Raw genomic sequence first — 26,773 nt, 5'->3', positions numbered from 1 at the left:
CGGCTTTCGCGCGCCGAATCGGCTATTGATTGCCGCATTCGGCAGATGTACCGTCTGCTCCCATCGGAGCGGCGGTCGACGCGGAAGGTGCGGTGGGCATGGGGAAGGAACGGGCGTTCTTCGGTCAGCCCCGCGGCTTGGTGGGGCTGTTCTTCGCCGAGGCGTGGGAGCGGTTCTCCTACTACGGCATGCGCGCGCTGCTGCTCTACTACATGACCGACCGGCTGTCCGACGGCGGACTCGGCCTGCGGCCGGAGAGCGCGAAGCCGCTGATCGCGGTCTACGGTTCGGCCATTTACCTGGCGGCGATCCTGGGCGGCTGGATCAGCGACCGGCTGCTCGGCGACCGCCGGACCACTCTCGTCGGCGGGTTCCTGATCATGTGCGGGCACATTTGCCTGGCCGTCCCGGCGGGCGCCGGCGCGCTGTTCGCTTCGATGGTCTTCATCGCCGTCGGGACCGGCTTGCTGAAACCGGCGATTTCGTCGTCGGTCGGCGATCTCTACGCGGCCGGCGATCCGCGGCGCGACTCCGGGTTCAGCATCTATTACATGGGCATCAGCGTCGGCGCGGTGGCCGCTCCGCTGGTCGTCGGCACGGTGGGCCAGGATTACGACTACCACGCCGGTTTCGGGATCGCCGCGATCGGCATGGCGGCCGGTCTCGTGGTCTATCTCCGGTCGCAGCGGCGCCTCAACCCGGTGAGCAACAGTCCGAAGAACCCGTTGCGGCTGGCCGAGGTCCCGCGGTCGCGGCTCGTCGCGGTCGTCGCCGGAATCGCTCTGCTGGCCGTGCTGGCGGCGGTGTCGGTCAGCACCGGAGTCCTCGACGCCGACAGTGCCGTCAATCTCATCAGCGTGCTGGCGATCGCGCTTCCCGTCGGCTACTTCACGGTCATGCTGCGCAGTTCGCGCACCACCGTGGCCGAACGCGCCCGGGTCCGCGCCTACATTCCGATGTTCGTCGCGGCGGTCGCGTTCTGGTGCATCCAGGAACAGGGCGCGACGGTGATCGCGCAGTACGCGGGCGAAAGCACCGATCTCGACGCGTTCGGGTTCCCGATCCCGGCGTCGTGGTTCCAGTCGGTCGGCTCGCTGGTGCTGATCGTGCTGACGCCGCTGTTCGCGATGCTGTGGCTGCGGCTGGACCGTTCGCCCCGTTCGCCGTCGACCGCGCACAAATTCGCCGCGGGACTGGCGATCGCCGGCCTGTCGTACCTGCTGATGGTGGTGCCCGCGGCGCATCCGGGGCAGACGAACCCGTTGTGGCTGGCCGGAAGCCTCGCCGTGGTCACCGTCGGCGAAATGTGCCTCTCGCCGATCGGGCTGTCCGCGACGACGCGGCTGGCGCCCGCGGCGTTCGCGACGCAAACGATGGGGTTGTGGCTGTCGTCGAACGCGGCCGGGCAGGGCATCGGCGCCCAGCTGGTGAAGTTCTACGACGCCCGTTCGGCGGCAGGCTACTTCGGTGCGCTCGGCGCCGGCGCGGTCGTGCTGGCTCTGCTGCTGTTCGCGCTGGCCCCGCTCATCCGAAAGCAAGCAGCGAGAAGGGGGACCACGATGGACCGGGACCAGGCGGCCGTGAACGGGGCGGGCCGATGAAGCGCACAGTTTTTCGCGGCGGAACTCTCTTCGACGCGACGTCCCGGTGCGCGGATTCGGCGGACGTGGCCGTCGAAAACGGCCGGATCGTCGATGTCGGAACCGGCCTCGACGGCGACGAGGAAGTCGACTGCACCGGCCGGGGAGTGCTGCCTGGCCTGATCGACTGCCACGTGCACCTCACGATGACGAGTTCGGATCTCTTCGAGAGCGTGCAACAGCCGTTTTCGCTCCAGTTCTACGAAGGCGCGCGGAACATGGCGCGGACGCTGGCCGCGGGCGTCACCACCGTCCGGGACGCGGCGGGCGCCGACCTCGGGATGCGCGTGGCGCAGGAACGGGGCCTGATCGCCGGGCCCCGCATGCAGATCTCGCTGAACATGCTGAGCCAGACGGGCGGGCACGGTGACCCGTGGTGGCCCTCGACCTGCGTGGTCGACCTGCTGCCGCCGCACCCGGGCCGCCCGCCGGTCGTGGTGGACGGCCCGGAGGAGATCCGGCGCAAGGTCCGGGAGCTGGTCCGCGCCGGAGCCGACGTCATCAAAGCCGCTACCAGCGGAGGCGTCGTGTCCGGCGGCGCCGGGCCGAAGATCGCGCACTTCCGGGACGACGAGATCGCCATGATGGTCACCGAAGCAGCGGCGGCGGGACTGCACGTCATGGCCCATGCCCACGGCGACGGCGCGAAGGCGGCCGTCCGCAACGGGGTCCGCTCCATCGAACACGGCCATTTCCTGGACGACGAGACGCTCGAGATGATGGCTGAGCGCGGCACTTGGCTGGTGCCGACCCTCAGCGCCGGAGTCGGTCTGCGGCAAGCGGTCGAAGCCGGGGCAGCGGGCTATCCCGACCACATCGTCGAGAAGATCAAGGAACGCACCGAAAGCAGCGTTCGGCGCGCGGTCGAGGCGGGCGTCCCGATCGCGATGGGCACCGACGCGCCGCTGTACCCGCACGGGGAGAACCTGCTGGAACTGGAACTCCTTGTCGAACAGGGCATGCGCCCGGCCGACGCCCTGCACGCCGCGACACTGTCGGCGGCGAACCTGATGGGCCTCGGTTCCTCGCTGGGTTCGCTGACTCCCGGCAAGCGCGCGGATCTCGTCGTCGTGGACGGCGATCCGCTCGACGTGCGGGATCTGGGCAAACGGATCCTCGCGGTGTACCAGGACGGACGGCTGGTGCACGCGGCCGACCGCGGGTAGCCGGGGATGGTCGCTGACCAGGCCGATTGACACGCCGGTCCATCATTCATACATTATCTCGAAAGTTGTATGAATGACGAGCGGAGCTGGTTCGGATGAAGCTCGGCAAGACCGCTGTCGTCCTCGGCGGAAGCGTCGCGGGCCTGTGCGCCGCCGGGGCGCTGTCCCCGTATTTCGATCAGGTGCTCGTGCTGGAGCGGGACGAGCTGCCGGAGGGCGCCGAGCACCGGCGCGGGGTGCCGCAGAGCAAGCACCCGCATTTCCTGCTGAACTCGGGCCGCCGGGCGATCACCGCGCTCTTCCCCGGTTTCGAGGACGACCTCGTCGCGGCGGGCGGGCTGCACCTGATGCCGTCGATGGACGCCGCCTACCTGGACCGGGAAGGCTGGTCAGCGCGCAAACGCAGTGCGATGACGATGGTCTACAGCTCGCGCGTCCTCATCGAGCGCGTGCTGCGGGACAAGGTGCGCGAACTGTCCAATGTGGACCTTTGCGAGCGCGTCGCCGTGCGTGGCCTGGCCACCGAGCCCGGGGCGGTCACCGGTGTCGAAATCGCCCGGCCCGGGGGAGAGGAGCATCTCGACGCCGACTTCGTCGTGGACGCGATGGGCCGCGGCTCGCCCGTCGCGAACTGGCTGGCGGCGGCGGGCTGGGCGGAGCCCGAGGTGCGGACCCTCGACGCCAAGGTCACCTACACCTCGCGCTGGTACGAACTGCCGCCGCCCGAGAGCCGTCCGGCGTCCTGGTGGTGGCGGCACCTGGTGCTGATGCCGACCCAGGACCGCGGCGGGCATCCCGCGGAGCACGAGTTCCTGGTGAACTTCTTCCCGATCGAGGGCGACCGGGTCATCGCCTGCATGGGTTCGTGGGGACTGGAGATGCCGCGGACGGCCGACGCCTTCGTCGAATCGGCGCGCAGGACGCGGACGCCGTTGTTCGCCGCGGCGATGGACCGGTGCACGCCGTCCTCGGAGGTGCATCTGACGCGGTCCACCGGCAACCGGTGGCGGCGCTACGACCGCTGGACGAGCCCGCCGCGAGGCCTGGCGTTCGTCGGCGACTCGATCTGCGCGTTCAATCCCTTCTACGCGCAGGGCATCAGTTCCGCGTCGGGTTCGGCGCTGCTGCTGCGCGAGCATCTGGCCAGCGCGACTAACCTCGACGCGAGCTTCTGCGCGCGATTCCTTGCGGCGCAACGCGACCTTCTCAAGGTGCCGTGGACTCTGGCGATGGCCCGCGACCGCGGTTACGAGTGCGCGGAGGGCACCGAACGCCTGCCTGGGTGGCAACGTCGCCTCCTCGCGGCCGTCTCCGCCCCAGCGTTCAGCCTTGTCGTCGGCGCCGCCCGGGAGGACGACGTCGTCGACGAGCATTTCGCGAAGGTCTTCAATCTCGACGAGTCGCTGGGCGAGATGATGCGCACCCCGCGCGTGCTCGCCGGGCTGGCCCGCTACTGCGTCCGCTCCATGCTGGGCAGGCACCGGGTGCCCTTAGGCTTCGATCCCCAGGCCGAGCCGCCCGCCACCGACTACTCGCCGGCCGCGGTCGCGGGATGAGCGCGGGCTGCGGGCCGGAGGCGGAGGAAGTCGCCCGGCGGCTCGGTTTCGACTGCCACGACGTCAGCCCGGTGGTCTCGGTCCGGGCGCCGTGGGACCTGGCGCACTGGACGATGCCGCTGCTGGAGGTGCTGATCGTCGGCGGAGCCGTGTTCGCGCTCTGGCACGCCGTGCGCCGTTATCGCGCGGGCGATCCGGTCAACCTGGCGCTGTGGTGGGCTTCGCTGGTGTATCTCGTCGTCACCGAACCGCCGCTGTACTTCCCCGAATGGTTCGGCCTCGACCGGCTGTACGGATTCATCTTCGCGCACAACCGGTTCACCGTGCAGTTCATGGGGGACCGGCTGCCGCTTTACATCGTGGCGTTCTATCCGGTGATCAGCCAGCTCGCCTACGAACTGGTGCGGTCGCTGGGGGTCTTCCGCCGCCGCGGCCCGCTGATCGGCTCCGTCGCCGTCGCGTTCGCCTGCCAGGTCTTCTACGAGGTCTTCGACCAGGTGGGCCCGCAACTGAAGTGGTGGGCCTGGAACCCGGCCAACCGCATCGTCAACCAGCCCGCGCTCGCCGCGGTTCCGATGACCAGCATGCTGTTGTTCGCTTCGGTTTCGATGGCAGCGATGACCTACCTCGTGGTGCGCTTCACCGGCAGCCCGGCCGGAGACGGCCGACCGCGCCGCGGCTGGCGGCTGGTTCCGCGCATCCTCGCGGCGGGCGTCCTCACCCCGTTCACCATGGCCGTCGCCGGACTCCCGGCGAGTCTGTTCGGCGGCGATCATCCGAACCAGGTCGCGCAAGCGTGGGTGCTCGGCGCGGAACTGGGCCTCGTCTGGGTGGCCGGCGCGTGGATCGTCGTGGCACAGCTGCGCTCCGGCGAGCGCGGCGCGGGCGAGCCGCAGTCGGCGTTCGCCCGGTACTACCCCGCGATCTACCTGGGCGGGATGGCAGTGTTCTGGATCGGCGCGCTGCCCGCCTATTTCGGAGCCCGCGACGGCATCACCAGTGACGGTTCCCCGATCGGGAGCGGACCGTACGCGCTCGCGTGCTTCCTCGCCGCCGGTTCGCTGCTGGCCGCCGCTCGCCCCGCCCGTCAGTGACCTGCGGTCTCGTCTGGAACGATGGGGCCATGGGGTACCACGGATGGCAGGGCGACCCGCCCGGCGCCGAAGACGAGGCACGCCGCCGGATCGTGCAGGCGGCGATAGCGTGCATCGACCGCGCCGGGCTGGCCAAGACCAACCTCTCCCACATCGCCGCCGAAGCCGGAGTGACCCGGCAGACCGTCTACCGCTACTTTCCCGGCCTGGCCGAAATCCTGCGCGCCGTCGCCCACGCGGGCGCCGAGGAGTTCGCCGAACGGATGCGGCGGCACCTGTCCGCGTTCGACAGCCCGGTCGAGATCGCCGTCGAGTCCGTCGTGTTCGCCGTCCGCAGCCTGCCCGACGAGCCCTACCTCGGTTTGCTCCTGCAGGCCGGGGAAGCGGACTATTTCACGGCCGGGACCGCCACGCCGCCGTCCTTCTCCCTCGGCGCGCGAATCCTGCGCGACACCGAGGCCGACTGGTCCGCCGCGGGCGTGCACACCGACGCCGAACTCCAGCAACTAGCCGAGATCCTGATGCGGCTGTTCATGTCGTTCCTGCAATACCCGTCGACACCACCGGCGACCGACGACGAACTGCGAGGCCTGGTGCGCCGCTGGATCGGCCCGGCACTGCGCGGCTGACGCCCGGCGCCATGGTGAACGTGGCGCTCGCTCAGCCCCAGGTGACCGGAAGCTCGTGCACCCCATAGATATTCATGTTCGTCCGCAACGGCACCTCCCCAGCCGGAACCGCGAGCCGCAAGTCCGGAAAACGCCGGAACAGCCCCTCGAACCCCACGCGCATCTCGATGCGAGCCAGCTGCTGTCCCAGGCACTGGTGGACGCCATGGCCGAACGCCACCTGCCCGCGGACCTTGCGGTGCAGGTCGATCGTGTCGGGGTCCTCGAAATGCTTCGGGTCGCGGTTGGCGGCGAGCAGCGAGACGACCACAGTCGAGCCGGCCGGAATAGTCTCGCCGCCGACCTCGATGTCCTCCGTGGCGTAGCGGTAGAAGATGTCAGCCACCGACAGGTAGCGCATCAGCTCTTCCACTGCGTTGCCGAACAGCGTCGGGTCGGCGCGCAGTTCCGCCAGCTGCGTCGGGTGCTCGAGCAGCGCGAAGGCTCCGAGCGACAGCATGTTCGCGGTGGTCTCGTGCCCCGCCAGCAACAGCAGGAACGCCATGCCGGTCAGTTCCTCGATGCTGAGGTCCTCGTCGCGGGCGAGGTCGGACAGGATGTCCTCGCCCGGCTCCGCGCGCTTGTCCGTGCACAGCTGGCCGAGGTAGCCCATCATCGCGCCGAAGGCGGCCATCTTGTCTTCGAGGTTGACGTCGCGCTCCATGAACTTCGACGAGTTCGCCTGGAAGGTTTCGCGGTCGGCGTAGGGAACGCCGAGCAGTTCGCAGATCACCAGCGACGGCACGGGAAGCGCGAACTCCCGCACGAGGTCGATCGGCGGCGCGAGCTGGGCGACCGCGTCCAGCTGCTGTTCGGTGATCGCGATGATGCCGTCTTCGAGCTGCTTCATCCGCTTGACGGTGAACGCGCCGGTGAGCTTGCGCCGCAACCGGGTGTGGTCGGGGGCGTCCATGCTGATGAACAGCCCGGGGATCTGCGGCGACGGTTCGGTGGCGACCGGCATTCCCGGCGTCTCGTACGGCACGTGGACCACGCCGAGGTCGAGGCGGTTGCTGAACCGGGCGTCGGACATGACCTGCCGGACCGCCTCGTACCCGGTGATCAGCCAGCCCTCGTGGCCGTCGGGGAAGAGCATCGGGCTGACCGGGCGGGTCTCGCGCAGCGCGGTGATCGCCGACGGCGGGTCGAACGGGCCTGCGTCGCGGTCCATCGGCAGGCCGTTGACCGGGGAAACCTGCTGGTTCATCGGGAAATCCTCTCGTGGTGGCTTGACGTCACCACGATCTCCGAGCGCCCAGACACCGAGCCGTCACGGCGCTGACACGGGCTCAGGCCCGCGTCAGCGGCTCCGTGACCAGGTCGGTCCACACACCCGCGGCGCCTTCCCGGGCGGCTTGGTCGAACGCGGCGTCGCCGAGGTGGTTGCGCGCCTCCTGCTCGATCCGCGGCACGTCCGGGTTCGACAGGTCTTTCCGGCCGAGCACCTGCGCGCTCGCGGCCAGCAGCCGTGCGGCGTGCTGGTACTGCCCGCGCCGCAGTGCCAGGTCGGCGACCCCGACGACCGCCTGCGCGATCTCCGGCGCGCGTCCGGTTTCCGCTGCCGCGTCGCAAGCAGCGGCACGGTGTTCGCGCGCCTCCTCGAGATCGGTCGCGAACCACGCGTGCAGGTCGTGGGCCGCGGCGCGCAGATGCGGTTGCTGCGCTTCGTCGCCGAGCAGGCTCATCGCGTGGCCGAACTGGTCGAAAGCGTCCTGCGCGTTGCCGTTCCACCGCGCCAGTTCCGCCCGGACGAGGGCGAGCGACGCCAGCGTCCCGGGCCACGTGACGCCTTCCGCGAGTCTTTCCGCCTCGGCGACCGCGGCGGCGCAAGCGTCCTTGTCTCCCGCGAGCCAGTGCAGCCGCGCCTGCCGCATGCGGAGCTGGACGACGTCGTCGAGGGCGTCCAGTTCGGCGACGACGGCGATCGCCTGGTCGAAATGCTCGCTCGCCTCGCCGAATTCGCCGCGCATGGCGAGGCAGCCGGCCAGTTCGGTCTGCGCGAACGAGATGCCGAACCGTTCGCCGAGGACCCGGAACTCGACCAGCGATTCGTCGAACCAGGATTCGCAGTCCTGGCCGAGCATCATCCGCAGTTTCCCGATGTGCAGCCGGGACAACGCGCGCACCCACGGGTCCTCGTCGTCCAGCAGCGACTCCCACGCCGGCAGCAGCGCGTCCGTGTCGCGCAGCATCATTTCCAGCGGCACCACCAGCCGCAGGGCCGCGTGCAGGTGCCGGCCGTGTTTGCCGAACTCGTACGCCTTGTGGATCCACTGCGCGGCTTCCGGCATATCGCCGGGGCCGGACGTGGCGAACATCGAGGTCAGCGCGTACACGATGGCTCTGGTCCCGTCGGGGACCTCGCCGGGAATCGCGATCGCGGCGGCGATCAGTTCCATGCCCTCGGCCTTGCGGCCCACGAGCCACCAGTACCAGCCGCAGGCTGCGGCGAGCCGCATCGCGGAGTGCGCGTCACCGGCGGCGAGCGCGCCGCGCATGGCCGAGACGAGATTGTCGTGCTCTGCCTTGAGAACGGTGAGCCATTCCAGCTGCTCGCCGCGCCGCAGCCGGGGTTCCGCGGTTTCGGCCAGTTCGGTGAAGTACGCGAGATGCGCTTGCCGGGCGAGCTCGGTCTCCCCGGCCTCGGCGAGGCGTGCGGTGCTGTACTCCTTGATCGTGCCGAGCATCCGGTACCGCGGCGCGCCTTCGCCGAACGCGACGAGCAACGACTTGTCGCTGAGCGCGGCGAGCAGGTCCAGCACCTCGTACTCGTCGACCAGTTCTCCCGCGCAGACCCGTTCCGCCGCCTCGAGGCTCGCGCCGCCGGCGAATACCGACAGCCTGCGCAGCACGAGCCGTTCGCCGTCGCTGAGCAGTTCCCAGCTCCAGTCGACCATCGCGCGCAGCGTCCGGTGCCGGGGCAGCGCGGTGCGGCTGCCGCCGGTCAGCAGCCGGAACCGGTCGTCGAGGCGGTCCGCGAGCTGCTCGGCGGACATCGTGCGGAGCCGGACCGCGGCCAGTTCGATCGCGAGCGGCATCCCGTCGAGCGCGGTGCAGATGCGGGCCAGCGTCCGGTCGTCGGCGAGGTCCTGGTTCCGCGTCGTCGCCCGGTCGCGCAGCAGTTGGACGGCCTCGGCGCGGGCGAGCGGTTCGACCGGCCACAACGCCTCGCCGGTGATCCCCAGCGGTTCCCGGCTCGTCGCGAGGATCCGCAGTCCGCGGCATTCGCCGAGCAGTCGGTGCGCGAGCGCGGCGGCGGACTCGATGACGTGTTCGCAGTTGTCCAGCACCAGCAACGTTTCGCGGTCGCGGATCGCGGAGACCAGTCGGTCCACCGGGTCCGCGGAGGACGCTTCCCCGAGCAGCGCGTCGCGGAGGCCGAGCCCGGACAGCGTTGCCTGCGCGACGTCGTCCCCGCTCCCGACCGCGGCCAGTTCGACCAGCCACGCGCCGTGGTGCAGGCCGGAGACCAGCGTGCGGGCGGTTTCCGTGGCCAGCCGGGTCTTTCCCGAGCCGCCAGGCCCGGTCAAGGTGGTGAGCCGATGCCGCGAAACCAGGTCGCGGACCGCGGCTACATCGGCTTCTTTCCCGATGTAGCTGGTGAATTCGGCGCGCAGGTTGGTCTTGCGGCTCTCCTCGCGCCGTCCGACCTCGCCGCGCAGCAACGCGACGTGCAGCGCGGACAGTTCGGGCGACGGGTCGGCGCCCAGTTCGTCGGCCAGCGTTTCCCTGATCCGCTGGAACGCTTGCAACGCCTCGGTGTTGCGGCCCGCGGCGGCGAGCGCGCGCATCAGCGCGGCGACGAGCCTTTCCCGCACCGGGTGCGCGGCCACCAGGTCGGTCAGCTCCGGGACGAGATCCGCGCCGCCGCCGAGATCGAACTCGGCTTCGAACCGGTCCTCCATGGCCGTCAGCCGCAGTGATTCCAGCCGCGTGGCCGCCGCGTCGAACGCGTCGCTGTCCTGCAATCCGACGTCCTGCATCGCCGGACCGCGCCACAACTCCAGCGCCTCGCGCAGCCGCCCAGGCCCGTGGTCGCGGGCCTGGGCGACGAGCCGCTCGAAGCGCACCGCGTCGACCGCGTCGGCGTCGATCGCCAGCCGGTACCCGTCGGTCAGTCCTTCGACCACGGCGCCCGGGAGCGCCTTGCGCAGCCGGGAAACCAGGCGTTGCAAGGCGTTCGCGGCGTCGGCGGGCGGCTGCTCGCCCCAGATCCAGTCGATCAGCGACGCCTTCGGCACGACCTGGCCCGGCCGGAGCGCGAGGGCGACGAGCAGCCCGCGCAACCGGGCGCCCGGCACCTCGGCCGTCGTGCCGTCGCGGACCTCGAACGGACCCAGGATCTTGATCTGCACCCGTCCGATCCTGCCATCCGATCGGGTGGTCAGGCAGCTGAATAGACGACGATGTCGTCGAGCCGGGTGCGGGCGTGGACCTTGAGCGTGCCGCGCGGGCTCTCCGGCGTGCCGAGGGTGTTGCGCACGGCGCCCTTCGTGCTCTTCGCGTCCACGTCGGCGGCGGTGCCCGCGCTGACGCCGACCTCGATCCCGCCGGCCGCGTTCGACAGCTCCACCTGACCGCGCGTGACCCGCCCGATCCGGATCGGGCAGTCGGCCGCCTTGGCGACGACGCTCCCGTCCGCGGTGCCGATGTCGAAACTCCCGTTCGACCCGCCGAGGTCCACGTCGGACCGCGCGTGGCCGATCCAGACCTTGCCACTCGTGCCCTGGTACCGGATCTCGCCGTCGACCTCGCGCAGCCGCAGGCCCGCCGCGCTGCCCTCGATGACCGCGTCGCCGCCGACGTGCCCGACCGCGAGCCCGCCCGCGCCGAGGTTCCCGCGCAACGCGGCGACCCGGTCGAGTTGCACCTGACCCGAGCCGATGTTGACCTCGCAGTCGCCGAGCGTGCCGTCCGCCTGCACCTCGGTCCAAGCCGTGTTGAGCACGAGCTTGGACCCAGCGGGCAGTTCGATCGCGATATCGACGGAACCGGTCTGGCGTCCGGACTTGGTGGTCTTGACGGCGAGGACGCCGTCGGCGAACTCGACCTTGGTCTTCTCGGCGACCTTCACATCGGTCGAGTTCGCCGCGTCGACCGGCTGCACCCGTACGACGGTCTCGGCGCGCTCGCCCGCGGTGATCCGGACGCGAGCACCCGCGGTGGTCAGCGCGGCGGTGATGGGGTTGGGGGTGGTGAACGCGGACATTTCCGGTCTCCCTGGCTGGTTCAGCGGTTCGTTGTGACCACATTCGCCTGCTGGGCGGACACGCAGCTGTCACGGCTCAGACGCCGGGGAGGCGGCCGTGTCAGGCGCGGTGTCAGCGCGGACCGGATCGGTGCTCGGGCAACATCGGGACTTCGTTCGGGCAGGGACTCGCGGTGCCGCGGGCGGACGGTTGCCGGGTGCCGCTAGGTTTCCGGGGGAGTTCGCCGGGATCGGGCCCGGCCGCAAGGGGGTTGTACGTCGCATGAGTAATCCGTTGGTCGCACCGGTGAAGGAGACTTCGGCGATGGCCGGGGTTCCGTTGCTGGAGGACGCGACGGGGCTGAAAGAGGCGATCGAGAGCAAGAACTGGGCCGCGGTCGCGATCGGCGCGGTGGGGACCGCGCTGGACGTGCTCACCGCGGTGATGGACCCGTTCGGCGCGATCTTCGCGGCCGGGGTCGGCTGGCTGATGGAGCACGTCGGTCCGCTGAAGGAAGCTCTCGACGCGCTCACCGGCAACGCGGACGAGATCAAGTCCCAGGCCGCGACGTGGACCAACGTCGCGAAGGAGCTCGAGAGCGTCTCGGCGGAGCTGACCGAGCTGGTCAAGAAGGACCTGCAGGACTGGCACGGCGAAGCGGCCGACAGCTACCGCAAGAAGGCCGAGGACACCTCCGCCCTGATCGCGAGCGCGCAGAAGGGCAGCGAGGGCGCGGCGAGCGGGGTGAAGACCGCGGGCGAGATCGTCGCGGCGGTCCGGTCTCTCGTCCGCGACACCATCGCCGACCTCGTCGGGCACCTGATCTCGTGGGCGCTGCAGGTCGTGTTCACGCTCGGGATCGGGATGACCTGGGTCGTGCCGCAGGTGATCTCCGCGGTCGCCAAGACGGCGTCGAAGATCGGCCAGGTCACCACGAAGCTGGTGAAGGCGCTCAAGGCGCTGATGCCGCTGCTGAAGAAGGCCGGGACGCTGTTCGCCGACGCCGGGAAGGCGTTGAAGGGGATCAAGGGCGGCAAGCCGAAGCCGAGTCCCAAGCCGAAGGACATCGAGACCCCGAAGGGCTCGCCGGGCAAGGGCGGCGGCAAGAACGAGAGCACGACGACCTCCAGCGCGGATTCGCCGCCGGCGAACTCCGGCGGGCACGAAGGCGGTTCCGGCGGCCGGGGACCGGAGACCGACGGCACGCGCGGCGGCGGCAACGATGGTCCGGTGCACTCTCCCGGCGGCGGGCAGTCCGGGGGCGGCTCGCACGGCGGCGGTTCCGGGTCGCGCGGCGGCTCCGGGTCGAACATCCGGGACAACAGCCGCGGACCGCAGCAGGACCGCGTGCCGGACAAGAACCTGAACACCTGCGGCGATCCGATCGACGTGGCCAGCGGCGACGTGGTGCTGCCGCAAACGGACGTCGAACTGGCGGGCGTGCTTCCGCTGGTGCTGCGCCGGGTGCACCTCTCGTCGTATCGGGCGGGGCAGTCCTTCGGCCCGAACTGGGCGTCCACTGTGGACCAGCGGATCGAGGTGGACGACGAGGGCGTGTCGTTCGCGTCCGACGACGGCACGCTGCTGTTCTACCCGCACCCGGCGCCGGAGGCCATGCCGCTGGCCGGACCGCGGCGGCGGCTCGCGCTGACCGGCGACGGGTACACGATCACTCTCCCCGACGAGGGCCGGACGCTGCACTTCGGCCGCGGCGGCCCGGTGCTGCCGCTGCGGGCGATCACCGATCGCAACGGGCACCGCGTCGAGTTCGTCCGCGACGACGCCGGCACGCTCGCCGAGGTCCGGCACAGCGGCGGGTACCGCGTGCGGGTCGAGTCCTCGGACGGGCTGATCAGCGCGTTTCACCTGTGCGGTGCCGACGGCGGCGCCGATCTGCCGCTGCTGCGGTACGGCTACCGGCACGGCCTGCTGACCGAGGTGGTCAACGCTTCCGGGGCGCCGCTGCGGTTCGCCTACGACGGCGAAGGCCGGATGACGAGCTGGACCGACCGCAACGGAGCCTGGTACCGCTACAGCTACGACGGCGAGGGCCGCGTCGTGCGAGCTGAAGGTTCCGGCGGATTCTTCAGCGGCTCGCTGTCCTACGCGGACGGCGTGACGCGGTGGACGAACTCCCTGGGCGAGCAGACCGCGTACCACCTCAACGAACGCGGGCAGACCCTGCGCGAGGTCGATCCGGCGGGCAACGAGACCCGCTCGGAGCGGGACGAGTTCGACCGGCTGCTCGCGCGCACCGATCCGCTGGGCCGGGTGACCCGGTACGAGTACGACGAGGCCGGGAACACGGTGGCGGTGACGCGGCCGGACGGTACGCAGACCCGGTCCGAGTACAACGACCTCGGCCTTCCGGTGACGGTGATCGAGCCGGACGGCGCGGTCACCCGGCGGGAGTACGACGCGCGCGGCAACCTCACGCGCCTGATCGACCCGGCGGGACAGGCCACTAGCTACAGCTACGACGAACACGGACACCTGTCGTCGATCACGGACGCGCTCGGCGGGGTTCGCGCCGTGACAACCGACGCGGCCGGGTTGCCGATCTCGGTCACCGATGCGACCGGCGCCGCCACCCGGTTCGAGCGCGACGGTTTCGGGCGCATCTCGGCTGTGGTGGATCCTCTCGGCAACGCCACGCGGCTCGGGTGGACCGTCAGCGGCGAACCGTCCTGGCAGACGCTGCCGGACGGAACGACCGAACGGTGGATTTACGACGGCGAGGGCAACCTGCGCACCCACGTCGACGCCCTCGGCCAGACCACGGTCACCGAAGTGACCCACTTCGACCTGCCTGCGGCGGAAGTGCGCCCTGACGGCACCCGGCTGGAATTCGGCTACGACACCGAATTGCGCCTCGTCTCCGTGCGCGACGAGCGCGGGAACTACTGGCGCTGCCGGTACGACGCGGCCGGGAACCTGGTCGAGGAAACCGATTTCGACGGCCGGGTGCTGCGCTACGCCTATGACGCGGCGGGCCAGCTCGTCAGCCGCGTGAACGGGGCGGGCGAGACCACCCGGTTCGGCTGGGACGCGCTGGGCAGGCTGGTCGAAGAGCAGGCCGGCGACAGCACGAGCCGCTACGACTACGACCAAGCGGGCCGGGTCGTCCGCGCGGTCAACGCCGACACGGAGCTGACCTGGACCTACGACGCTTGCGGGCGCGTCCTCGCCGAAAGCTGCAACGGCCGGACGCTGCGCTCGGAGTACGACGCGCTCGGCAGGCGGGTCAAGCGGATCCTGCCCTCGGGCACCGCCAGCGAGTGGAGTTTCGACGCCGCGGGCAGTCTCGTCGGCGTGCGGGTCGACGGGCACGCCATGACGCTGGGGCGCGACCTGCTCGGCCGCGAATCCGATCGCTCGTGGGGCACGACGGTCATCCGGCACCACTGGAACGCGGTCGGCACGCTGGCCGCGCAAACCTTGTCGGGCGGTTACGCCGCGCAGCAACGACGTTCGTACGACTACCGGGCGGACGGCACGCTCAGGGCGGTCGACGACGCGTTGGCGGGCACCCGCCGGTTCGACGTCGACGCGCTCGGCCGGATCACCGGCGTCACCGGAACGGCCGGGACCGAGCATTACCGCTACGACGGCACCGGCAACGTCGTCGCGGCGAACTCGTCCGCGGTCAGCGGTCCGCACTCCGGTGCGCGCGAGTTCGCCGGAAACCGGATCGTCCGCGCCGGGGCGAACCAGTACGAGCACGACGCCCAAGGACGGCTGATCCGCCTGATCAGCCCGGGCGCGCGCACCGCGCAGTACGAATGGAACGCCGACGACCGGCTCGTCGCAGTGACCACAGTGGACGGACACCGCTGGCGCTACCGCTACGACGCGATGCGGCGCCGGACCGCCAAGCAGCGGCTCTCGGCCACCGGCGAGGTCGTCGAACAGGTCGACTTCACCTGGGACGGGTCCCGGCTGGCGGAGGAGCACCACCGCGGTCCGGGCGGGCTGCGCCGGCTGCGGAACTGGGAGTTCGAACCGGAGACGGACCTGCCGCTGATCCAGGGCGAGAAGGTGCTGGACGCGAACACCCCGCAGCAGGTGGTGGACCGCCGCTACCACGCGATCGTGACCGACCTCGTCGGAACGCCGACCGAATTGGTGGGCCTGGACGGCTCCGTCGCCCGAAGCGCCCCGCGCACCATCTGGGGCGCGGAATCCGGCCGCGGCGACGACGTCACGCCGCTGCGGTTCCCCGGCCAGTACTTCGACGCCGAGACCGGCCTGCACTACAACTACCACCGCTATTTCGACCCGGCCCTCGCCCGCTACCTCAGCGCCGACCCGGTCGGGCTGACCGGCGGCACGAACGCCCAGATGTACGTCAGCAACCCGACGCTGCTGGTCGACCCGCTCGGCCTCAACGACTGCAAGTGGACGTTCAGCAAACAGGACATGCGGTTCGGGAACCAGCCGCTGACCGCGGCCGAGCAGGCGAAATTCGACACGTTCCAGAACTACATCCACAACAACAAGTGGCATCCGAAGAAGGCCGCCGAGGAAGCGGGCGACATGAACTACAAGCAGCTGAGCGGAAACCAGTTCCAGATCCGCCTCGGCGGGAAGCAGCGCGCGACCTTCCGGGTGCTGGACGACGAGAAGCGGGTCGAGATGATCCAGCTCGGCGGGCACACCTGAGCCGCTGCTGAAGGGCTCGGCGGGGCCGCGCGAGGCCCGCCGAGCCCGTGAGCCCCGTGGCGGGCCACTCGGTTGGAGCAGGCCCTGCTCCGATTCGGGGAGCCCGCCGGAATATGCATTGCGAACCCGAGCGAATTACGCGTGTGCGCCCGGGGTGTCCGTCGTGCGCGATCGAGGAGTTTTTCGCGGAGCGATATCTCGCGATGTCGCCGGGGAACGGCCCGCGAAGGGCTCGATCTGATGAATTCTAGTCAGGGGCGGGGAAACCGGGCGACGCGATGCCCGGTAGTCGGCGAGCACTCGGACGGATGTTTTTCCTGGCATTCGTGGCAATGGCCTTTCGCCGGCCTCTCCCGGAGGCGGAGCATGTTTCCTCGCGGCGCTGAGGCGCGGGCGGATCGAAAATCGCGGAGAGGTGTTGTCATGGAATAGACCACTGCGCCCGCGTTCGCGGTGGCAGATCCACCCGCTCCGACTGTTGGCAGCACGTTTATTGCACTGGATTCCCGCCGGTTCGCACCCGCCGTTCCAGTGGAATATTCCTCCCTGCGTTTTCCGCGATTCCGCGCCGCGAACATTTCATCCGTCACCCGTGGACAAGGAGCAGTCATGACCGAGATCAGCCAGTCGCACCTGGGCCGGGAGGCCCTGGAGATCGCGCTGTGGCAGACGTCGTACCCCGAGCTGGAGGCCGCCGCGAGGTCCGCGCTGCAGGATTTCGACGCGGACAGCAACGCCCAGGGCGTGGGCAACAAGGCGGCGGGGGACAACAGCCTGCTGCCCGACCTGGGTCCGCTGTCGAAGTTCGGTTCGTGGGAGTCGGTCGGCAGCACCATCGTGCACCGGGCGGTGACGCTCAGCGGCTTCAACCCGGGCAGCGAGAAATTCGACCCGGTCGCGTGGAGCGTTTTCCTGCAGAAATTCTCCACGATTCCGTTCTTCCTGACCTACACGTTCGACAACCGTGACGCGTCCATCAGCAAGACGTCGCTGAAAAAGGCCGTCGAAGCGGTGTCGGACCTGGTCGAGAACATCATGACGCCGGAGAACTTCCAAGGCATCGTGACCACCATCCAGAAGATCGGACAGCTCGCGCTCGAGAACGAGGGGAGAAAACAGAAGAACTCCAACCAGCAGGTCGGGGTCCTGTCTCGGCATCAAAGCGCGCTGTACCTCGGAGCCGTCCGGACCGCGGTGGAGATGGAGTACAAATCGGGCAAGGGGTACGAGCAGCTGAATCAGACTATTTACGTCTACCGCGGCTACGGCGTCCTCGATTTCGAGAAGTGCAAGCGCCACGCCGACACGCTGCTCAAGTGGGACGGCCAGGACGTGGACGACTGGGAGAAGGACACCGCCAGCTCCTCGAAACCGCCCAACGAGAGCCCCGCCTGGAAGCACTGAGCCGGTTCGTCCCGTGTTCCGCGGGCTCCCGGGGTCGCGGCCCCGGGAGCCCCTGACCCCAGGCAGGTCCCATGGTGTTCCCGCAACCGCGGCCTCCCGAGCGCCGAACGGTCTCGACCTTCGCCCAAGTCCTCGCCGACAATCTCGGCCATCCGGACGGGGGCTTCACCTTCGCCCACGACCACTTCGCGAGCTGGGCGGAACTGTCTCGGGAGGCTCAGCGCCGGGGACGGCAGCTGCTCCGGAGCGGCCTGCGCAAGGGAGACCGCATCGCGCTCATCGTTCCCGAGCAGCAGGAATTCGTCCTCGCTTTCCTGGGCGCGGTCTCCGTCGGCGTCGTCCCAGTCCCGATGAGCCCGCCGATGGGCCTCGGCAAGTTCGAGGCGTACTGCGAGGACTCCGCGCACATCCTCCGCGCTGCGGGAGCACGCGCCCTCCTGATTCCCCGCAGCCTGGCAGACCTGCTGAACCCGCTCGTGCACGCTGTGGCCGGCATGCAGGTCCTCGATCCGGAGGACCTCTTCGCCGAACCCTTGCCGCGCAACGCGCCCCAGCCCGAGGACATCCTTCCCGAGGACGTGATGTTCCTGCAGTTCACCTCGGGAAGCACGGCGGCCCCCAAGGGAGTACGGGTCACGCACGCCAGCGCGCTCGCCAACTGCGCGGCCATCATCGGCGCCCTTCGCCTCGAACGCGACCGCGACCGGGGCGTCAGCTGGCTGCCGATGTACCACGACATGGGGCTGGTCGGTTTCGTGCTGGCACCGCTGTTGGCGCGCTGCCCGGTGACCTTCCTGCCGACGCTGCGTTTCGCGCTGTCGCCGAGGCTCTGGCTGGAAACGGTGAGCCGCCACCGCGCGACCGTGACCTTCGCGCCGAACTTCGGCCTGGCGTTGGCGATCAAGCACACCCCGGCCGACGAGCTGCGGCAACTGGATCTGTCCTGCTTGAGAGTCGTGGGCTGCGGCGCCGAACCCAACCACCCCGAGACACTGCGGTCCTTCGCGACACACTTCGCGGCGGCCGGATTGCGTCCGGGGGCGGTCGTCCCGTGTTACGGCATGGCAGAGGCGACGCTCGCGATCTCCTTCGGCGAGCTCGGAGTCCAGCTTGCCCCGGACGTCATCCAAACGGAGCCCTACCACGCGCGCAACCTCGCACGGCCAGCGTCAGCCTCCGAGGAGCACGTGGCATTCGTGCCGTGCGGACGTCCCGTCGCGGGCCACTGCGTCCTCGTCGTGGACGACGACGGCAATCCGCTCCCGGAACGGCACATCGGCGAGGTGGTCTTCCAAGGACCGAGCGTGGCAGCGGGCTATCACGAGGACCCGGAAGCGACCCGGCGAAGCTTCACACCGCGCGGCCTCCGCACGGGGGATTGCGGCTACCTGGCGGACGGCATCCTCTACGTGACCAGCCGCAAGAAGGACCTGCTCATCGTCAACGGGCGCAACCACGACCCCCAGACCGTCGAATGGACCGCGGCCGAGGTGCCCGGCTTGCGCAAGGGCAACGTCGTCGCCTTCACCCGGCCCGGCCGGGCGACCGAGGAGGTCGTGATCGTCGCCGAACTCCGCGACGGCGACGCCGCCGCAGTGGCGAGGCGGGTCCGCAGCCGCGTCCAGACCATGCTGTCCCTGTCCGTGGCCGACGTCCTCCTGGTGCCGCCAGGGGAACTGCCCAAGACATCCAGCGGCAAGGTCCGCCGGGACAAGACACGACAGCAGTATCTGCAGGGATTTCTCCACCGCGGCGCGCTTTCCGGAGCGCATTGAGCACCCCTTTGGGAGGAGCAACCATGGACACCCGTCTACCCCCGCGAGAGCGAGAGCAGCTGTACACCCTGATCCGCGAAAAGCTGGAACTCGGCGGCGAGGAGCTCGACGACACCACGACGGTGGCAGAGCTGCCCGGGGTCGACTCCGTGAAGGTCCTCAGCCTGGTGGGCGCGGTCGAGCTCGGCTTCCGGGTCAACCTGGGCTTCGAGGCGATCCCGCAGGTACGGACGGTGCACGACATCGAGCGCCTGATCTGCGATTCGCGCGAGCAGTACGCCGCGCGAGCGTCGTGAGCCGGCCGTGGGCACTTCGAGCGACGAGCAGTCGCGACGGGAAGCGTTCGAGATCGCCGTGTGGGCGGAGGGCAGGCCGGACGTGCTGGGCTGCGACAGCCGCGACCTCAACCAGGAAGCAGGAGTCGGCAACGCCTGCGGCGGAGACAACACCGGCTTGCCCGCCCTCGGACCGCTGGCCCCCTTCGGCTCGTGGCAGTCGGTGGCCGCCACCATCATGCGCAAGACCGCGGATTCTGCTCGTTTCGACCAGTCGTCGACGATATTCGATCTCTTCCGGTGGATCGTCTTCGGAAACCAGTTCACCACCATGCCGTTCCTCACCGGCATCACCGGAGACAGCCGCAGCGTGTCCATCTCGTCGCTTTCCCTGTCGCCGGTCATTTCGGCGGTGACCCAGCTGGTAGGCGGGCTGGTCACCCAGGACACGCTCACCGGCATCGTCAATTCCATCAAGAAGATCGGCCAACTGGCGGTGGAGAACAAGGGGCTGGAGGAGAAGAACAGCAACGTGCACCAGGGAGTCCTGACGGTGGTGAACGGAAACCTTCGCCTCGGGCGGCTGCAGACGACGGTGCAGATGGAGTACAAGACAGGCAAGGGATACCAGCAGCTCAACCAGCACCTGACGGTCAGCCGCCTGTTCGGGAATCTCGACTACGGCCTCTGCATCCGCAACGCCGAGATCCTGCTCGCTTGGGACCGGCAGGACGTCGACGAATGGGTGAAGGGCGCGTCGAGTTCTCCCTATCCGCCTAACGACAGCCCCGCGTGGGGCAATTGAGCCGGGCCCACCCGCGCCCCGGCTCACGGGGCTGTCGCGAACGCGGTCGGCCTTGACGGCGCGCCCGAGACCGAGCCGCGGCACCTGGCCGAGGGCGTCGCACCGCGTGGCTCGACACGAGACCATGCGGGACATCCTCTGCAGTTCGTGCTCCCCTTTCCTGCCCGGCCAACGCTCCACAGCTCGCCGCAATGATCAAGCCAGGCTCCGCCGAAATCAGAGATCGAGCACAGTCACGGTCACCTGAGCGACGTCGCCAGGATCGAGCTTCTCTGCCTTGCGCACCGCGCGTTTGACCGGCAGCACGCGCCTCGATCCGAACCCGCGGCGCGGTCCGCCCAGTTCGCGGATCTCGTCCGAGATGTCGCCGGGCAAGCTCACGAAGGTCCAGGTCTCGGTCCGCCGGGCGTCCCAGATCCACAGTTCAGCGTGGAAGTGCACCCCCACGAACTCAGCTCGTCGGAGTCGGCAAGCAGGTCGCGAGGTCCGCGACGGACGGCAAGGCCGATGCATGGCTTCGCCGCGGTGATGCCTTCAGCCGAGGCCCTGGTTCGCCGACGTTTCGACGCGGACTGCTGGCCTCCGGCACTCGGGGGGGGGGCGGTACTGGGCGCGGGGACTACGGCCGGACGAGGAAGGCCACAGGATCGGCTCGCTGCACGGGACGTTCGCCCGCACCGCGTGGTGGTGGACCGGGTGCGGCCCGGCTCTGCTCCGGACGGGCGTTGTTCAGCTGTGGCACAGGTGATCCCTGCCGCCCACGCGGCCGGCCGAAGACCGCCTTTGGTGCCTGCACCAGTCGGCGCGAAATTTTAAGGCAACACCACAGTTTGCACGCCCGTGTCCCGCAGCGCGGTCGAGGCGTGGCTGGTGCATCTGCGACAACGCGGCTCGAACGTGACCTGGCGGGCGCGGACACTGAACGCCGTTCGAGACCGCGGTGCTTTTCCGGCATCCGCCGAACAGCGGAGCAGAGTACGTGCACAGATGCCGCTATCGCCCGAGCCGCAACGCTGTTCTGGCCGCCGCGGCCCGATCGGGTTCGGGGTGGTTCGCACCCGGCGACGGTTCGCCGAAGCGGGCCGGATTAATCGGGTAATAATCGTTGCGCCGTTTGCCGGATGGTCAAGCAATGACCATTTCGAACGATCGGCGTAAAACGGGACCAGTGCCTTGTTGGGCATCTCGTATCGCCGGTCCGGTTGACTGATTGGTCCGGGGTTATTGATCGCGCTCGGCGCATCGCGCGTGTCTTTCTCCGGTGTTTCCGGCGGTGTCGTCCAGTGTTCACCGGAGGAGATCAACGCTCGGCGGGCAGTGCCGAGTGCTGCCGAGGACGGGAGGGCAGCGTGCGGCAAAACGACCGCACGAAAGGGATTTCGCCGACGAAGCGGGCAATTCCTGGAGCTCAAGTCCTCCGTGTTCCGATCGTCTTATGTCCGATCTGGTCGGTATTACCGAGTGTAGTTTACCGTCTTCTTGCTTTTGTTCTGCATTTCGCGAACGATGCGGCCGAATTCCGTTGGCGCGGACTCGCCGGGGGATCTGCGCGAATGCGGTGGCAGGCGCGCTTTCTCGGCTCCGCGCTCGGCCGCTTCGCGTATTCCAGGCGGAGGAGACCGCGTTTGCGGGGTTGACGGCCGTTTATATTCGCGGCGTAGGATCGTATGCGATCAGGGGGTCTGGGGGTGCAGGCGCCTGCTCCGGCGGAATCTGGGCGGTCCGCCGGATGTGGTGGCGTGCAGCCAATCGATGGTCGGCGACCGGGCGCGGGGACGCGCGGCGCCCTTCGATCGACCTCGCGACGCGAGCGACGAGGAGCTGGGGACAATGGGCATCGATCCGGGCATCGATCCGCCGAACGGCATATCGGCGATCACCGTGGATCGCGTCATCGACGTGGCGCGCAGCGCGCCCGACGGCGAGGTGTCGGCCGCGGACATCGCGGATTCGACCGGGATGAGCGTGGTCACGGCTCGGCGTTACGTGCGCTACCTGGCGCAGATCGGCTCGTTGCAGGTGTCGTGCCGCTACGGGAAAGTCGGCGCGCCGGAACGGGTGTACCGGCTGGCTGCCGGATTCGGCGAGGACCCGGCGGGCTCGCCCAGGTCGGCGTGAGCGCCCGGACGCGGAGGCCGCTCCGGCAGCGGCCGCCGCGTCCGGTCAGCCGAGTTCGTCCAGCAGGCCGGCGATGGCGTCGAGCGCGCCCTGGTCCAGCCGGGCCAGCGGGAAATCGGCGGGCGTCCAGCCTGCGCCGCCGTGCGAGACCTCCTCGCGCAGGCGGCTCAGGAACGCCTCGGCCAGTGTCCGCACAGTGTCCGGCGCGTGCACGGCCGGGCAATACGTCCAGTCCACTCGGAGGCGGCCTCCGGCGACCGCGGCGGTGAGGTCCAGCAGGTACGGCCGGACGCCGGCCGGGTCCGCGGACGGGCCAGGGTTCTCCGGGGCGGTGTCGAACAGGGCGTCGGCGGCCGGGTCGGCGACGAGTTGACCGTGGTAGTTGAGCCGGACCCACGGTTCGGGCATGGCCCGCAGCGCCGCGGCCGCAGGGTCGGTTCCGTACCGCAGCAGGCCGTATCCGACGCCGTTGGCGGGTATTTCGGCGAGAGACTGCTTGACCGATCGTGCGGTGGCTCCAGCGTCGAGCGCCACCGGGTGGATGGCGGTGAACCATCCGACGGTCCGGGACACGTCGAGGTCGTCGGCCAGTGCGTCCCGGCCGTGGCTTTCGATGTCGACGACGATCCGCGGCGCGCCGGACCACTCGGTGAGCGTCTGGCCCAGCGCGGCCAGGAGCAGCGCGGGGACCGAGGTAGCGCCAGCCGAACGCACGAGATCGCGAGTGGTGTCCTCGTCCGCGGTCACGGTGACGGTCTCGGAAACGCCATAGGTGTTCTCACCGGAGCGCGGCGGCGCGGACTGGCCGGAGAGGAGGTCCGTCCAGAAGGGGATTTCCGCGGTGTGGCGGTCTTCTTCTTCGGCGAGCCGCTCCGCCCAGGCACGGTAGGAGACGGTCTTCGGCGGCAGTTGCACCGCAGTCCCGGCCGCCGCTTGCTGATACGCGGCGACCAGGTCCGCGATCAGGACGCGCCACGACACTCCGTCGACTCCGAGATGGTGCGCGACCAGCAGCAGCCGGTGCCCGTCGTCGCCGAGATCGGCCAGAAGGGCGCGGAAGACGCAGCCGGAGGCGAGATCGAGCGAGCTTTGGGCGTGCTCGGCGGCCTTCTCGAACGCACTGCGCCGATCGGCCGCGGGCAGGTCGGCCAGTCGGACGGTGACGAGCGGATCGGCGGAGGCGGGCAGCGGTCCGGCGAGGTCGAGTTCGTCGCCTCGGACCCGGACGCGCAGAGCGTCGTGGTGGTCGATCAGGGCACGCAGCGCGATCCGCAGCGGTTCCGGATCGAGCGGCTGTTTCAGCGCCACCAGGACTTCCTGGTTGTAGTGGTGGCGGGCGGGCAGCCGCTGTGCGAGGAAGCGGCGCTGGATCGGCGTGGGCTTCACCGCCCCGGTGACCGGGCCCTGCTCCGCGCCGGTCGCGCTGCCGTCCGCCGCGGTGGCCACGCCGGCCAGTTCGCCGACAGTCGGATGCTGGAACAGCAGTTTCGGGGTGACCGCGAGGCCCGCCTTGGCTGCGCGCGACATGACCTGGATGCCCAGGATCGAATCGCCGCCCAACGCGAAGAAGTTGTCGTCGCGGCCGACCCGCTGGATGCGGAGCACCTGCTGCCAGATCTCGGCCAACGTCGCCTCGGCCGGGGTGCGCGGCGGCTGGTAGGCGACCGCGCCGGGCCCGGCGGCGGGCAATGCGCTGTGGTCGATTTTCCCGTTGGCGGTCAACGGGATCGCCTCGATCGCCAGGATCGCGCCAGGCACCATGTAGTCGGGCAGGTGCTCGGCGCAGTGCTCGCGCAGCTGCCCGGGTTCGGCGCCGGGGGCGACCACGTACGCGGCCAGCGTCGAACTTTCCTCCCGGAGCGTCACGACGGCCTGGCGGACCGCGGGATGGGTGCACAGCACGGCTTGGATCTCCGCGGGTTCCACCCGGTACCCGCGGAGTTTCAGCTGCTCGTCGGCGCGGCCGAGGAATTCGGTGATTCCGCCGCCAAGCATGCGGCCGCGGTCGCCCGTGCGGTACATGCGCGCGCCAGGCGGCCCGAACGGGTCCGGCACGAAGCGGTCCGCGGTCAGACCTGGACGGCCCAGGTAGCCGCGGGCCACGCCGGCGCCGCCGAGATGGATCTCGCCCGCGACCCAGGAAGGGACCTGCTCGAGCCGTTCGTCCAGGATCTCGGCCCGGCTGTGCGGCAGCGCGGTGCCCAGCGGGACGGTGCGGAACGCCCGCGAATCGTCCGGGTGCAGCTCGTGCGTGAGCACGCCGACCGTAGTCTCGGTCGGACCGTAGTGGTTGAGGATGCGGCAGTCCGGCGCGAGACGGCGTACGTCGGCAATGAGCTGCCAGTCGGCCGCCTCGCCCCCGAGCACCAGACACCGCGTGGGCAGCACCGCGGCCGCGTCGGGTGCGTCGAGGAGCGCGCGCAGATGCGACGGCACGATCTTCGCGCAGTCGACCGGATGCTTGCGCAGATGCGTGACGAGGCGCGCGGGGTCAGCTGTGTGCTCGGCCGGCAGCAGGTCCAGCGTGCCGCCGGTGCTGAGGGCGGCGAAGAGCATGGTGTTGCCCAGGTCGGCGGCCGGCGTGGACAGCATGGCGTAGCTCGCGCCGCCGGACAGGTCGAGGCGAGCGGTCACGTCGTCGACGTAGGCGGCGAGGTTGGCGTGGCTCACCGCGACGCCTTTGGGAGCGCCGGTGGAGCCGGAAGTGAAGATCACGTATGCGAGCCGGGCGTCGGCATTCCCGGCGGCGGGCAGTGCGACGGCCGGTGCTTCGGCGCCGTTCGGGGTGACGAGTGCCCGGTCCGGACCGGCGAGACCGGTCTGCCCGGCGGAGGCGACGACCACCCGGGCACCGGCCTGGCCCAGCATGGCGCGCCGGCGGGCCAGCGGTACGGCCGGGTCGAGCGGCAGGTACGCCGCACCGCTCTTCAGGATGCCCAGCACCGCGACGACCAGGTCGACGGTACGGTCCAGGCACAGCCCGACCGGCGTATCGGGCTGGGCTCCCGCGGCCAGCAGCCTGCGCGCCAGCCGGTCGGCGCGCGCGTCGAGTTCCGCCCGGGTGACCGATTCGTCCAGGCAGCGCACCGCGATGCCACCGGGATCGCGCTGGGCGTGCGTTTCGAACCGGCGGTGGACCGGCGGTGCCGGGTCAGCGTGCCGGGCCGGCGCCGGCGCGGCGGCGGCTGGCACGCGCACGGCGAGCGCGGCTTGTGCGCCGTCGCTGCGGACCGAGCGCAGGACCGCGACGTACTGTTCGGCGAGGACCGGCATGTCGGCGGCGTCGACGACGGACGAGTCGAACCAGACGGACAGCCGGGTCCGGTCGTCGTATTCGCGACCGGACAGCCGGACGGTGAACCGTTCGGTGATCGCTTCGGCCTCTTCGAGCACGCCGGATTCGCCGCGGCGCCAGTCGAAGCCCGCCGCGATCGCGCCGGTCCGGTCGAGTCCGGCGGCCCACCGGTTTTGGTCGAAATAGCTTTGCCAATCCGTCATTTCGGCCAGTTCGCCCGCGACCTTCGCGACGAATCCGGCGACGGTTTCGCCGGCCTGCGGCCGGGCGAGCGACGGTGCGTACTTCTCGTACGGGCCGATCGCACCGGCCATCTCGTCCGCCACCCGGTTCGGCAGCCGCACGCCGATCGCCAGCTCGTCCTGTCCCGTCAGCGTGCGCAGCAGCAAATGCCAGCTGGCCAGCGCGACGGCGGGGCCCGCCTCGCCCAGCGACGAGTCGAGGTCGACGGAGAACGCGGCCGGGGCGAAGCCCGCGCTGGACGTGCGGGCGAAGGGCAGATCCGCCGCGACGAGCCGCTGCTGCCAATACTCCCGTTCGAGGTCGAACTCCGATGCGGTGAGCAGTTCGTCCTGCCACGGGGCAAAATCCGCGTACTGCAACGGTTCTGTCCCCGCGCCGGCGCCGACGAGCCGGTCGCTGACTTCCTGTGCGAGCACCCGCGCCGACGCCTCGTCCGCGCAGAGGGCGGGCAGCCGCAGCAGCAGGCGGGCATCGTCGGCCAGCAGGACCAGAGCAGCATTGAGTGCGCCGGTGCCGAGTGTCCCGGTGAACGCGGCTTTCACTGCGGCGTATGCCTCGTCCCGCGAGTTGGCGGGCACCGAGCGCAGATCGTGCACGGGCACCTCCAGGCGGTCCGCGGTGTCGGCGATGACCTGCAGCGGGATCGACGCCTCGGCCGGGCACCGGAACTCGGTGCGGAGAATCTCGTGCCGCGCCGCCGCTTCGGCCAGCGCCGCGGCGACCTGTTCGGCGGTCGTGCCCGCCGCCAGCCGGAGCGCACACCAGCTGCGATAGGGCGACGGGCCGCTGCGCTGAAGTTCCCACAGGCGGCGTTGTTGAGGGGAGAGCGGGTAGCCCTCGGTGGCAGTCACTAGTGCACCCTCTTCTGTACGGGCCCCTGGGC

The 26,773-nt window shown here is 70.0% G+C and carries 16 protein-coding genes; 11 read left to right on the top strand and 5 right to left on the bottom strand.

Annotation, left to right across the window (positions count from 1 at the left end; genetic code table 11):
* Window positions 1-98 precede the first annotated feature (98 nt).
* From FKO37_RS28425 to FKO37_RS28405, 5 genes are all read left to right on the top strand, one after another.
* Window positions 99-1,601 (top strand): peptide MFS transporter, encoded by a 1,503-nt coding sequence (locus FKO37_RS28425; RefSeq protein ID WP_238606474.1) that lies wholly within the window; start codon window positions 99-101, stop codon window positions 1,599-1,601.
* Entirely contained in the window at window positions 1,598-2,806 is a 1,209-nt protein-coding gene (locus FKO37_RS28420; protein WP_238606473.1) for an amidohydrolase family protein, read from the top strand. The genes FKO37_RS28425 and FKO37_RS28420 overlap by 4 nt, the downstream gene beginning before the upstream one ends.
* A gap of 95 nt (window positions 2,807-2,901) precedes the next feature.
* Window positions 2,902-4,362, top strand: a complete 1,461-nt coding sequence (locus FKO37_RS28415; protein ID WP_238606472.1) for an NAD(P)/FAD-dependent oxidoreductase — start codon at window positions 2,902-2,904, stop codon at window positions 4,360-4,362.
* Window positions 4,359-5,456, top strand: coding sequence for a hypothetical protein (locus FKO37_RS28410; RefSeq protein WP_037806273.1), 1,098 nt, complete (start codon window positions 4,359-4,361; stop codon window positions 5,454-5,456). The genes FKO37_RS28415 and FKO37_RS28410 overlap by 4 nt, the downstream gene beginning before the upstream one ends.
* A 29-nt stretch (window positions 5,457-5,485) precedes the next feature.
* Window positions 5,486-6,085: a TetR/AcrR family transcriptional regulator gene (locus tag FKO37_RS28405; RefSeq protein ID WP_037806271.1), complete on the top strand. Its 600-nt coding sequence runs from the start codon at window positions 5,486-5,488 to the stop codon at window positions 6,083-6,085.
* A gap of 31 nt (window positions 6,086-6,116) precedes the next feature.
* Here FKO37_RS28405 and FKO37_RS28400 read toward each other — a convergent pair whose 3' ends face one another.
* From FKO37_RS28400 to FKO37_RS28390, 3 genes are all read right to left on the bottom strand, one after another.
* The gene (locus FKO37_RS28400; protein WP_134728247.1) at window positions 6,117-7,331 is read right to left on the bottom strand and encodes a cytochrome P450; all 1,215 of its coding nucleotides are present in this window, start codon (window positions 7,329-7,331) and stop codon (window positions 6,117-6,119) included.
* Window positions 7,332-7,413: 82 nt separating this feature from the next.
* Window positions 7,414-10,479 carry a BTAD domain-containing putative transcriptional regulator gene (locus FKO37_RS28395; protein ID WP_238606471.1) on the bottom strand — a complete coding sequence of 1,022 codons (3,066 nt, stop codon included), beginning with the start codon at window positions 10,477-10,479 and terminating at the stop codon, window positions 7,414-7,416.
* 29 nt (window positions 10,480-10,508) lie between these two features.
* A complete protein-coding gene (locus FKO37_RS28390; protein WP_238606470.1) occupies window positions 10,509-11,333 on the bottom strand; it encodes a hypothetical protein in 825 nt (274 codons plus the stop codon).
* Window positions 11,334-11,595: 262 nt separating this feature from the next.
* Between FKO37_RS28390 and FKO37_RS28385 the strand changes: the two genes are divergently transcribed.
* The 5 genes from FKO37_RS28385 (at window position 11,596) to FKO37_RS28365 (ending at window position 20,234) form a co-directional block, all read left to right on the top strand.
* A complete protein-coding gene (locus FKO37_RS28385) occupies window positions 11,596-15,975 on the top strand; it encodes an RHS repeat-associated core domain-containing protein (RefSeq protein WP_238606469.1) in 4,380 nt (1,459 codons plus the stop codon).
* 609 nt (window positions 15,976-16,584) lie between these two features.
* On the top strand, window positions 16,585-17,379 hold the full coding sequence (locus tag FKO37_RS28380; protein WP_238606468.1) for a hypothetical protein: 795 nt from the start codon (window positions 16,585-16,587) through the stop codon (window positions 17,377-17,379).
* Window positions 17,380-17,450: 71 nt separating this feature from the next.
* Window positions 17,451-19,154: a fatty acyl-AMP ligase gene (locus tag FKO37_RS28375; protein ID WP_238606467.1), complete on the top strand. Its 1,704-nt coding sequence runs from the start codon at window positions 17,451-17,453 to the stop codon at window positions 19,152-19,154.
* A 23-nt stretch (window positions 19,155-19,177) separates the two neighbouring features.
* The gene (locus FKO37_RS28370; RefSeq protein WP_238606466.1) at window positions 19,178-19,450 is read left to right on the top strand and encodes an acyl carrier protein; all 273 of its coding nucleotides are present in this window, start codon (window positions 19,178-19,180) and stop codon (window positions 19,448-19,450) included.
* A 7-nt stretch (window positions 19,451-19,457) separates the two neighbouring features.
* On the top strand, window positions 19,458-20,234 hold the full coding sequence (locus tag FKO37_RS28365; RefSeq protein WP_238606465.1) for a hypothetical protein: 777 nt from the start codon (window positions 19,458-19,460) through the stop codon (window positions 20,232-20,234).
* A 216-nt stretch (window positions 20,235-20,450) separates the two neighbouring features.
* On the opposite strand, the gene FKO37_RS28360 is transcribed toward FKO37_RS28365, so the two are convergent.
* Window positions 20,451-20,681 (bottom strand): DUF1905 domain-containing protein, encoded by a 231-nt coding sequence (locus FKO37_RS28360; RefSeq protein WP_238606464.1) that lies wholly within the window; start codon window positions 20,679-20,681, stop codon window positions 20,451-20,453.
* Window positions 20,682-22,064: 1,383 nt separating this feature from the next.
* Here FKO37_RS28360 and FKO37_RS28355 point away from each other — a divergent pair.
* Window positions 22,065-22,352: a hypothetical protein gene (locus FKO37_RS28355; protein WP_051728541.1), complete on the top strand. Its 288-nt coding sequence runs from the start codon at window positions 22,065-22,067 to the stop codon at window positions 22,350-22,352.
* Between the two features lie 45 nt (window positions 22,353-22,397).
* Here FKO37_RS28355 and FKO37_RS28350 read toward each other — a convergent pair whose 3' ends face one another.
* Window positions 22,398-26,741: an amino acid adenylation domain-containing protein gene (locus FKO37_RS28350; RefSeq protein ID WP_238606463.1), complete on the bottom strand. Its 4,344-nt coding sequence runs from the start codon at window positions 26,739-26,741 to the stop codon at window positions 22,398-22,400.
* Window positions 26,742-26,773 lie beyond the last annotated feature (32 nt).

This window comes from Amycolatopsis sp. Poz14, from assembly GCF_006704225.1.
GTDB classification, from domain to species: domain Bacteria; phylum Actinomycetota; class Actinomycetes; order Mycobacteriales; family Pseudonocardiaceae; genus Amycolatopsis; species Amycolatopsis nivea.
Note: the sequence above shows the minus strand (reverse complement) of the source record. Positions and strands in the feature narration are given on the sequence as shown.

Bases quoted from the DNA above. Each gene is read 5' to 3' on its own strand.
- FKO37_RS28425 (WP_238606474.1), top strand. From the start codon at position 99: ATGGGGAAGGAACGGGCGTTCTTCGGTCAGCCCCGCGGCTTGGTGGGG.
- FKO37_RS28420 (WP_238606473.1), top strand. From the start codon at position 1,598: ATGAAGCGCACAGTTTTTCGCGGCGGAACTCTCTTCGACGCGACGTCC.
- FKO37_RS28415 (WP_238606472.1), top strand. From the start codon at position 2,902: ATGAAGCTCGGCAAGACCGCTGTCGTCCTCGGCGGAAGCGTCGCGGGC.
- FKO37_RS28410 (WP_037806273.1), top strand. From the start codon at position 4,359: ATGAGCGCGGGCTGCGGGCCGGAGGCGGAGGAAGTCGCCCGGCGGCTC.
- FKO37_RS28405 (WP_037806271.1), top strand. From the start codon at position 5,486: ATGGGGTACCACGGATGGCAGGGCGACCCGCCCGGCGCCGAAGACGAG.
- FKO37_RS28400 (WP_134728247.1), bottom strand. From the start codon at position 7,331: ATGAACCAGCAGGTTTCCCCGGTCAACGGCCTGCCGATGGACCGCGAC.
- FKO37_RS28390 (WP_238606470.1), bottom strand. From the start codon at position 11,333: ATGTCCGCGTTCACCACCCCCAACCCCATCACCGCCGCGCTGACCACC.
- FKO37_RS28385 (WP_238606469.1), top strand. From the start codon at position 11,596: ATGAGTAATCCGTTGGTCGCACCGGTGAAGGAGACTTCGGCGATGGCC.
- FKO37_RS28380 (WP_238606468.1), top strand. From the start codon at position 16,585: ATGACCGAGATCAGCCAGTCGCACCTGGGCCGGGAGGCCCTGGAGATC.
- FKO37_RS28375 (WP_238606467.1), top strand. From the start codon at position 17,451: ATGGTGTTCCCGCAACCGCGGCCTCCCGAGCGCCGAACGGTCTCGACC.
- FKO37_RS28370 (WP_238606466.1), top strand. From the start codon at position 19,178: ATGGACACCCGTCTACCCCCGCGAGAGCGAGAGCAGCTGTACACCCTG.
- FKO37_RS28355 (WP_051728541.1), top strand. From the start codon at position 22,065: ATGGGCATCGATCCGGGCATCGATCCGCCGAACGGCATATCGGCGATC.